Annotated in this window: 9 protein-coding genes, 4 tRNA genes and 1 riboswitch; of the genes, 10 read left to right on the top strand and 3 right to left on the bottom strand. The window is 66.6% G+C overall.

The genetic code is table 11. The annotated features are described in order from the left end of the window. Window positions 1-175 precede the first annotated feature (175 nt). The 3 genes from AU175_RS02675 to AU175_RS02665 form a co-directional block, all read right to left on the bottom strand. Window positions 176-247 (bottom strand) — tRNA-Val (locus AU175_RS02675). A 40-nt stretch (window positions 248-287) separates the two neighbouring features. Then, window positions 288-358, bottom strand: a tRNA-Cys gene (locus AU175_RS02670). Between the two features lie 48 nt (window positions 359-406). Further along, window positions 407-479: transfer RNA gene (locus tag AU175_RS02665), tRNA-Gly, on the bottom strand. 238 nt (window positions 480-717) lie between these two features. Here AU175_RS02665 and AU175_RS02660 point away from each other — a divergent pair. The 10 genes from AU175_RS02660 to ribA all read left to right on the top strand — a co-directional run bounded on the left by AU175_RS02660 (window position 718) and on the right by ribA (window position 9218). Next, window positions 718-789, top strand: a tRNA-Val gene (locus tag AU175_RS02660). 104 nt (window positions 790-893) lie between these two features. Then, window positions 894-1751 (top strand): cytochrome, encoded by an 858-nt coding sequence (locus AU175_RS02655; RefSeq protein ID WP_066285613.1) that lies wholly within the window; start codon window positions 894-896, stop codon window positions 1749-1751. 64 nt (window positions 1752-1815) lie between these two features. Beyond that, window positions 1816-2418: a peptide deformylase gene (gene def, locus AU175_RS02650; protein ID WP_066285612.1), complete on the top strand. Its 603-nt coding sequence runs from the start codon at window positions 1816-1818 to the stop codon at window positions 2416-2418. Beyond that, a complete protein-coding gene (gene fmt, locus AU175_RS02645; RefSeq protein ID WP_066285611.1) occupies window positions 2415-3335 on the top strand; it encodes a methionyl-tRNA formyltransferase in 921 nt (306 codons plus the stop codon). Before def ends, fmt begins: the two co-directional genes overlap by 4 nt. Further along, window positions 3332-4912, top strand: a complete 1581-nt coding sequence (locus tag AU175_RS02640; protein WP_066285606.1) for an RsmB/NOP family class I SAM-dependent RNA methyltransferase — start codon at window positions 3332-3334, stop codon at window positions 4910-4912. The genes fmt and AU175_RS02640 overlap by 4 nt, the downstream gene beginning before the upstream one ends. 18 nt (window positions 4913-4930) lie before the next feature. Continuing rightward, the gene (gene rpe, locus AU175_RS02635; RefSeq protein WP_066290423.1) at window positions 4931-5611 is read left to right on the top strand and encodes a ribulose-phosphate 3-epimerase; all 681 of its coding nucleotides are present in this window, start codon (window positions 4931-4933) and stop codon (window positions 5609-5611) included. Between the two features lie 40 nt (window positions 5612-5651). Continuing rightward, a riboswitch (FMN riboswitch) is annotated at window positions 5652-5804 on the top strand. Between the two features lie 174 nt (window positions 5805-5978). Beyond that, window positions 5979-7130, top strand: a complete 1152-nt coding sequence (gene ribD, locus AU175_RS02630) for a bifunctional diaminohydroxyphosphoribosylaminopyrimidine deaminase/5-amino-6-(5-phosphoribosylamino)uracil reductase RibD (protein ID WP_066285605.1) — start codon at window positions 5979-5981, stop codon at window positions 7128-7130. Then, a complete protein-coding gene (locus AU175_RS02625; protein WP_066285603.1) occupies window positions 7130-7765 on the top strand; it encodes a riboflavin synthase in 636 nt (211 codons plus the stop codon). The genes ribD and AU175_RS02625 overlap by 1 nt, the downstream gene beginning before the upstream one ends. After that, entirely contained in the window at window positions 7762-8475 is a 714-nt protein-coding gene (ribB, locus tag AU175_RS02620; RefSeq protein WP_082978988.1) for a 3,4-dihydroxy-2-butanone-4-phosphate synthase, read from the top strand. The genes AU175_RS02625 and ribB overlap by 4 nt, the downstream gene beginning before the upstream one ends. Next, window positions 8472-9218: a GTP cyclohydrolase II gene (ribA, locus tag AU175_RS02615; protein ID WP_066285601.1), complete on the top strand. Its 747-nt coding sequence runs from the start codon at window positions 8472-8474 to the stop codon at window positions 9216-9218. The genes ribB and ribA overlap by 4 nt, the downstream gene beginning before the upstream one ends. The last annotated feature ends 9 nt before the right edge of the window (window positions 9219-9227 follow it).

The following is a 9227-nucleotide window of genomic DNA, read 5'->3' as shown; positions in this document are numbered from 1 at the left end:
CTGGAGGTTCCAAGGTGCTGTGACAAATCCTGTAAAGTCCCGGCCGGCCTGAGGAACCATGGACCGCGTTGCCTTATCAGTTTTGGTTGCCTCACCTGCTGATTGGCGACCGAAAGTGATAGGTCAAAGGGGGGAGCGGGCAACAAAAAAGCAGCTCCATGGAGAGCTGCTGCTGTGGGCGATACTGGGATCGAACCAGTGACCTCTTCCGTGTCAGGGAAGCGCGCTACCGCTGCGCCAATCGCCCATTGCCATCCGGAATCAACCGGAAACCATGGTTTTCACCGAGGTGGGTACGGGATTCGAACCCGTGTATACGGCTTTGCAGGCCGCTGCCTCGCCTCTCGGCCAACCCACCGTGTAAGCGCCGGATCGTAAAGAGCCGTTGCCGTGACAGTGTCCTGCGAGCGGACGACGAGATTCGAACTCGCGACATCCACCTTGGCAAGGTGGTGCTCTACCAGCTGAGCTACGTCCGCATTTTGGAGGCTTGATTCCGTGCCGTTTGGGCATTTCCTCGCGTTCCAACGAGTAAGAACTCTATAGGAGGTTCAGGGATTCTCCAAATCGAACACCACCGGCAGTGGGCTGATGCCTCGGGATCCGCGAATTCTAGGGAAATATCCGAATTACAGGCCTGTAATTAGGGCCAACGCCCGGTGCCTTTCCACCCGATTTCCGAATCGGCGCAGGGTGGGCTAGCATTCAAATGCATCGGGGCGATTGGCGCAGTGGTAGCGCGCTTCGTTCACACCGAAGAGGTCACTGGTTCGAACCCAGTATCGCCCACCGAGAAACAGGTCCGTTTCCGCTCCTCCAAGCGGAAACGGACCTTTTTTGTGCCCGGCCAATGTGCCCACCATTCTGTCAGCCCCTTGTGAAAGAGTCTTTGTATGACTGATCCGCTTCTTGCCCACGCCACCGAATATGGCCGCATGTACGCGCGCTCGACGTCCGAGCCGTTCACGGTCCCGTCCATCACCACGGTGATCGGCCAGCAGCCGCACGGACTGGACGGCTGGTTTGGGTACATGGGTGCAAGCAGCCTGGCGAAGGATCCGCTGCTGGCTGACTGCCTCGGCAGTCCGGCGAAGATCCGCCAGGCGGTCAACCGGGCGGCGAAGGCTGCCGAAACCTACCGTGACGAGGCGGCCAGGCGTGGAGACCGCGTCCACAACTACTGCGAGCAGGTGGCCCTGCGTGCCCTCGGCCGGCCGCACGCCATGAAGGAAACCCGTGAGGCGCTGGCCGCAAACGGTGAGGAAGCCTTCGCCGTGCGGTTCGACGAATGGTGGGAGCTGTACAGGGTGGAGCCCATCGCTCCGGAAATCACGGTCTGGAACAAATCAGTGGGCTACGCAGGGACCTTGGACCTGGTGGCAAAGATCAACGGCCGGATCTGCCTCATCGACTACAAAACCAAAGGCACCACTCGGGACGGAACGGTCAAGCCCCTCGACGACAAGGTAGTCATGCAGCTGGTCGCCGGAATGAAGGCGGAAGAAAGCCTGGTGGATCCCGTCGCCGGTGAGTGGGAGGCCTGGAAACACGGCGAAAACCCCGTCCTCCTTGCAGTGGCCATCGGCGAGACGGAAGTGCGGCCGGTGCGGGCAAACCCGGACGTCCTGAAGCACCACTGGTGGAAGTTCTGCGCACTGCGGCGCGTCTGGGAACTGTCCGCCGACACCATCAGCGCCGGCACAGCGCTGCTGCCCATCGCGCCCCCGCCCGTGCAGGCGCGGACCGCATAGCCCGCTGCGCACCGCCTAAACTGGATTGGTTCCCCAATCCGCCAACCGTGAGGAAAGACAGCACATGGCCATTCTGAATATCCGCATCATCGGCGATCCTGTGCTCCGCACAGTGGCCGATCCCGTGACGGAGTTCGGGCCGGAGCTGGCCAAGCTGGTGGCGGACATGACCGAGACCATGGAGGACGTGGACGGCGCCGGCCTCGCCGCACCGCAGATCGGCGTCAGCCAGCGGGTCTTTACCTACCGCGTCGGCGGCGTGGACGGCCACATCATCAACCCTGTCCTGGAAAACAGCGAGGACTACCAGCCGGACCACGTGGAAGGCTGCCTGTCCATCCCGGGGCTTGGATTCCCTGTCCGGCGTTTCCGCGCCACGAAGGTCACCGGCGTGGACCTCCATGGCAATCCCGTCACCGTCGAGGGTGAGGGCATGCTGGCCCGCTGCTTCCAGCACGAGACCGACCACCTGGACGGCATCCTCTACACCGACCGGCTGGAGGGCGAGGACCGGAAGAAGGCCCTGCGGTCCATCCGCAACGCGAACTATGACGCCATTACGGAACGCACGACGGCGAAGCGCGCCAAAACAGTCGGGTCCAGTTTCGGCGGGTCCAGTTTTGGCGGCGCAAGCTTTGGTGCCCCGGCGCCCGGTGCCGCTGAATGAGGGTACTTTTTGCCGGCACCCCCGCAGTCGCGGTGCCGTCACTGGACGCCCTCGTCCAGGCGGGCTTCGACGTCGTCGCAGTGCTGACCCGCCCTGACGCGCCGGTCGGACGCAAACGGGTGCTGACGCCGTCGCCCGTTGCACAGCGCGCCGCCGAGCTCGGCATTGACGTCATCCGCGCGGCCAGGGTTGATGCGGAGGTAACGGCAAAGATCGCAGCGGTCAACCCGGATGTTGCGGCCATTGTTGCCTATGGGGGACTGATCCCCCCGGCTGCCCTGGGCGTACCGCGGCACGGCTGGATCAACCTGCACTTCTCCCTCCTGCCGGCCTGGCGCGGTGCCGCGCCCGTGCAGCGCGCTGTGATCGCAGGCGACGACGTCACCGGTGCTGTGACGTTCCAGCTCGAAGCCGGCCTGGATACCGGCCCCGTGTTCGGGACCCTGACAGAAAGCGTCGGCCCCGAGGACACCGCCGGGCTGCTGCTGGAGCGGCTGTCCCACAGCGGTGCCGTACTCCTGGCGCAGACCCTCTCCGCCGTCGATGCGGGCAAGGCTGCCCCGCAGCCGCAGCAGGGAGACGTTTCGCTCGCCCCCAAGCTGACCCTCGAGGACGGCCGGATCGACTGGGGCCAGCCCGCGCTGGCCATCGGCCGGCGCGCCCGCGGGGTCACGCCGGAACCCGGCGCCTGGACAACCCTCGACGGACAGCGGGTCAAGCTGGAGCCAGTCCGGCTCCGGCCGGAGGTCACAGACCTCGGGCCCGGGGCGCTGATGCTCAGCGGCAAAAGCGTCCTGGCAGGCACCGGCTCCCACGCCGTTGAACTCACGCGGATCCAGCCCTCGGGCAAAAAGATGATGGCCGCGGCCGATTGGGCACGCGGTATGGCTTCCCTTGAAAGCGTGGTGTTCGAATGAGCATGTCCGGCGGAAACACAGGCGGCTCCGGCCGCGGCGGCAGCTCCGGCGGTACGGGGCGTGGCGGCGGCGGGGGACAACGGGGCGGTCGCGGCGGCGGCCAGCGGGACAGCAGCCAGCGCAACGCCCAGGGCCGGGAGCGCAACCGGCCCTCGCAGCGCAGCTTCACTGAAAACGCGCCGGCGCAGCGGACCCGCCGGGCGGATCCGGCGCGGCTGGTTGCTTTCGAAGTCCTGCGCGCCGTGGCTGCGGAGGATGCGTATGCCAACCTGGTGCTGCCGTCCCGTATCCGCCATCACGGCCTGGACAAGCGCGACGCCGGCTTCGCAACGGAGCTGAGCTACGGGGCACTTCGCGGCCAGGGTACTTACGATGCCGTCCTGGCCCGCTGCGTCGACAGGCCGCTGGACCAGCTTGATCCCGCCGTTCTCGATGCCCTTCGGATCGGTACCCATCAGCTGCTGGCCATGCGCGTGCCTGCCCACGCGGCCCTTGACCAGACGGTTGGCCTGGCCCGCGCCGTGATCGGCGCCGGCCCGTCTGCGCTCATCAACGCCGTGCTCCGGAAGGTCACGGCGCACACCCTCGACGAATGGCTGGACGTGCTGGTCGCCGGTGAAAGCGATGAAACCAAGGTCGCTTCCATCCGGCATGCGCACCCGGAATGGATCGTCCGTGCCATGCGCCAGTCCCTGGTGGCCCATGGGCGGTCCGCCACCGAGATCAACGATCTGCTGGAAGCCGATAACGCGGCCCCGGTGGTCAACCTGGTGGCCCTGCCGGGACTGGGAAGCCTGGACGAGGCACTCGAAAACGGAGCCACCCCGGGCGAGCTGGTTGAGGGTTCGGCCCTCTCCAGCGGCGGCGACCTCGGCCGGCTGGCCTCCGTACGCGAAGGCACCACCCGGGTCCAGGACGTGGGATCGCAGCTCGTGGCCCGCGCACTGGCCGCGGTGGACCTTGATAGCGCCACCAGCCCGGAGGCCTGGCTGGACCTGTGTGCCGGCCCAGGCGGAAAAGCGGCCCTCCTTGGTGCCCTGGCCAATGCCCGGGGCGCCAAACTCCTCGCGAACGAACCCGCGCCGCACCGGGCAAAACTCGTCAGCCAGGCCCTTTCCGCCGTCCCGAAGGACGCTTGGGACGTCCGCACCGGCGACGGCCGCGACGTCGGCACCGAGCAGGCCGAATCCTTCGACCGCGTCCTGGTGGATGTCCCCTGCAGCGGACTCGGCGCGCTCCGCCGCCGGCCGGAATCCCGCTGGCGCCGCACTCCCAAGGACCTCGCCGACCTGGGACCTCTGCAGCGCGACCTGCTCAAATCAGCGCTGGCCGCCGTCCGCCCGGGCGGCGTGGTGGCGTATGTCACATGCTCACCGCATCCCGCCGAAACCACCACCGTCGTGACTGACGCACTGCGCAAGCGCGACGACCTGGAACTCCTCGACGCCGGCGCGGTGCTGGACAGTGTCAGCCTCACCGGCAGCCTGGGCGCCGGGCACGGGCTGACTGCCCAGCTCTGGCCCCACATCCACAGCACGGACGCCATGTTCCTCGCCCTGATCCGTAAGAAGGCCTGACCCGTGAAAGGTACCCACGTGACGCAATGCTGCATCAACCCGAGCATCCTCTCCGCCGACTTCGTCAACCTCGAGGCGGAACTGCACCGCATCAGCAACGCTGACGCTGTCCACGTGGACGTGATGGACAACCACTTCGTTCCCAACCTCACCATCGGACTACCGGTGGTCCAGCGGATCCAGGCGGTCAGCCCGGTGCCGCTGGACGCGCACCTGATGATCGCCGACGCCGACCGGTGGGCCCCGGGATTCGCAGACGCAGGCCTCGCCTCCGTGACTTTCCATGCCGAGGCCTCCATAGCCCCGATCAAGCTGGCGCGCGAGCTCCGCGCCCGCGGCTCCAAGGCGGGCATGGCGCTGCGGCCCGGTACACCTGTGGAGCCCTACCTGGACATGCTGGCCGAACTGGACATGCTGCTCATCATGACCGTGGAGCCAGGCTTCGGCGGACAGGCGTTCCTGGACCTGACGCTTCCCAAGATCCGCCGGGCCAGGGCGGCCATCGACGGCTCGGGAATCGGAGTGGCCATCCAGGTTGACGGCGGCATCACCGAGGAAACCATCAACCGGGCAGCCGAAGCGGGAGCCAACGTCTTCGTTGCGGGCTCGGCCGTTTACGGCGCGGAGGACCCGGCGGCGGCCATTGAACAGCTGCGCAAAGCGGGCAGCCAAACGTTACGCGCGGGGTCGCCGGAATAGTCAGCCCACCTTCATGGTTGTGGCAGAATAGCAACACACAATACGTGCTCCGGGGTCGGTGTAAGTCCGAACCGGCGGTGACAGTCCGCGACCCGCGAGCCGGCGCTTTCCCACCAGGGAGGGAACCGGCGGACGGTTGAACCGGTGAAATTCCGGTACCGACAGTTAAAGTCTGGATGAGAGAAGCACGTACAGCTGTATCTGCGGCATCATTTGATGCCGCAGCCTTCTGCTGTCGTATACCCCCGGAGCCATCGCGGTTCTAGAGGGAAGGAACGACAACACACATGAACCCTTTGCGATGGCTCTTCGACGCCCTGACTCCTCTTGGCGTGGAAGCTGAAGCCGCCGGGCCGGCGGTCAGGCCATGACCGCGTCCACAGGGCAGGAGGCGCCGGTCTCCCAGGACACCAGGATGGTGTCTGCGTTCACCGCCGCGGAAACACGCGCCATGGAAGCCGCCCTTGACGCAGCCCTGCGCGGCCCGCGCGGCGCCAACCCGCTGGTGGGCGCCGTCGTCGTCGACGCTGAAGGCCGGCATCTGGTGACCGGGTTCCACCGCGGCGCCGGGACGGCACACGCCGAAGCCGACGCCATCGCCCAGGCCGAGGCAACCGGCTTGGACCTGCGCGGCGCCACCATGTTGGTCACCCTGGAACCATGCAACCACGTCGGCCGGACGGGGCCGTGCGCCCAGGCGATCATCGAAGCGGGAATCACTGACGTTATCTATGCCGTGGACGACCCCCATGACCCGGCGGCGGGCGGCGCCACCACCCTCCGCGACGCCGGTGTCAGGGTGCGCAGCGGACTCGCCGCGGAGGAGGCGCTTGAGCTGAACCGCCAGTGGTTCCAGGGAGTTGCCGAAAAGCGGCCGTTCGTGACCCTCCACATTGCCCAGACACTCGACAGCCGCATCGCCGCCGAGGACGGGACCAGCCAGTGGATCTCCAGTCCCGAATCCCTCGCGGACAACCACGGATTGCGCGGGAGGATCGACGCCATCCTGGTGGGGACGCAGACCGTGCTCATCGACAACCCGCGGCTGACCGCCCGCGACTCCTCCGGCGTGGTGGCGGGCAAACAGCCCCTCCGCGCCGTGATGGGCCTGCGTGCCATCCCGGCGGACGCGGCCGTCCACGGCGACGACGGAAGGGTGCTCCACCTGCCCACGCGTGATCCGCATGAGGCGCTCTCGCTGCTGTTCGCAGCAGGAATCCGCCACGTCATGGTGGAAGGCGGCTCGCGGATCCTCAGCGCGTTCCTTGCTGCCGGCCTCGTTGACGAGCTGATCGTATATCTGGCTCCCACGCTGCTGGGGTCCGGCACACCGGCACTGAACGGACTCGGCATCACAACGTTGCGGAACGCCCAGCACTGGAACTGGGACCAGTCCGACGGCGGCGCCGTCAGGACGCTGGGCCGGGACCTCCGGCTGCACCTGCGTCCCCACAACACACAACCTTTGGAACCACAACCGGGCCTTGCAGGCGCGGAACCAGCCTTGGGAGGGCACTGATGTTTACCGGAATAATTGCCGAGCAGGGGCGGGTCCTGTCCGTTGAACGGGACGGCGACACCAGCGCCACCGTCAGGCTCCACGCCCCCGCCAGCACCGAGGGCCTCGCCCTGGGCGGCTCCATCGCAGTCAACGGTGTCTGCCTGACCGCCACCCGGATCGACGGCAGGGACTTCAGCGTGGATGTCATGGGCGAAACGCTGGTCCGCAGCACCATCGGCGAACTCGCCGCCGGCGACTCCGTCAACCTTGAGCGTTGCGTCCCTGCAGGCGGCCGGCTGGACGGCCACGTTGTCCAGGGCCATGTCGACGGCGTTGGGCAGCTGCTGGAGCGCGAGCCACTGGGCAACTGGGAGCGGCTGCGGTTCGGCGTGCCGGCCAACCTGGCGCGCTACATCGCAGAAAAGGGCTCCATCGCCATCGACGGCGTCTCACTCACAGTGACCGCCGTCAGCCCGGCAGCGGAACCCGAGCCCTGGTTCGAAGTGGGGCTGATCCCCACCACCCTCGCTGAAACCGGGCTGGGTGCCAAATCCACCGGAAGCAGGGTCAACCTCGAGGTTGACGTCCTCGCCAAGTACACCGAACGGCTGCTGGCCTTCAGCACCGGCGCAGCCACTGGAGGAACCCGATGAACGGCACCGCGCACCTGGAGCAGCCAACAAAGGCCGCACTGGGACTGGACGCCGTGGAGGACGCCATCCGCGCCATGGCCGCAGGCCGCCCCGTGCTGGTAGTTGACAACGAGGACCGCGAAAACGAAGGCGACATCATCTTCGCCGCCCAGCACGCCACTCCGGCGCTGATGGGCTGGACCATTCGCTACAGCTCCGGCGTCATCTGCGTCCCGCTTTCCGGGGAACGCGCCGACGACCTGGCATTGCCTCCCATGGTCGCGGTGAACCAGGATGCCAAAGGCACGGCCTACACAGTATCTTGCGACGCCGCAGTGGGCGTCAGCACCGGCATCTCGGCCACGGACCGGGCCTTGACTGCCCGCATCCTGGCTGACCCCGCCGCCGGTCCGGCCTCCCTGACCCGGCCCGGGCATATATTCCCGCTGCGGGCAGTTAAGGGTGGAGTGCGCGAACGCGCCGGCCACACCGAGGCGGCCGTGGACCTGTGCCGGCTTGCCGGCCTGGAGCCCGTGGGCGTGATCGCGGAGGTGGTGTACGACGATGGTGAAATGATGCGTCTGGACGGACTGCGGATTTTTGCCGCCGAACACGGTTGTCCCCTGATCTCTATCGAGGATCTGGTGGCCTACCTTGAAGCAAGACCGGCGGCTGCAGCGGAGAGTGACACCGGGGTTATTCACCCGGGCGGAGAAGAGGAGAAACGATGACGGCTTCCGGAGCCAGTGACGACAGCCACGAGGGCAACCACGGCAACGGCCACCACAAGGGGCAGGCAGGCGACAGTAAAGTCCTTCACCCAGTTAGCGGTGGCCCCATTGTTCAACTGCCCACGGCGTTTGGGGACTTTGTGGCGCAGGCGTGGACTGACCTCGTGACTGGCGCAGAGCACCTTGCCGTCAGCTCGCCAAACGCGCCCAAGGACGGCAAGGCTCCTTTGGTCCGGTTGCACTCCGAATGCCTCACGGGTGACATCTTTGGCTCCTACCGCTGCGACTGCGGCGAGCAACTGGCCTTTGCCCTGGAAATGATCCATGAGCTCGGCGGAACCCTCCTGTACCTGCGCGGACAGGAAGGCCGGGGAATCGGTCTGGCCAATAAGATCAAGGCCTACGCCCTCCAGGAGGCCGGTTTCGACACGGTAGAGGCCAACGAACAGCTGGGCCTGCCGGTGGACGCCCGTTCCTATAACGCTGCTGCCCAGGTCCTGGCGGAGATGGGCCTGCACGAGGTCCGGCTCCTGAGCAACAACCCGGACAAGCAGAACAGGCTCGCCAAGGCGGGTGTCAAGGTGGTGGAGATGGTTCCCACCGAGGTGCCCTCGCGTGACCAGAACATCCGCTACCTGCAGACCAAAAAGGACCGCATGGAGCACCGGCTGACGCTGGACACCCATGTGGCGGCGGTGCCCGGCTCGTCCGCACCCGAAATTTTCCAGCACGAACAAGACTGAACGGAACCC

Source organism: Arthrobacter sp. B6, assembly GCF_001663775.1.
Classification (GTDB): domain Bacteria; phylum Actinomycetota; class Actinomycetes; order Actinomycetales; family Micrococcaceae; genus Arthrobacter.
Note: the sequence above shows the minus strand (reverse complement) of the source record. Positions and strands in the feature narration are given on the sequence as shown.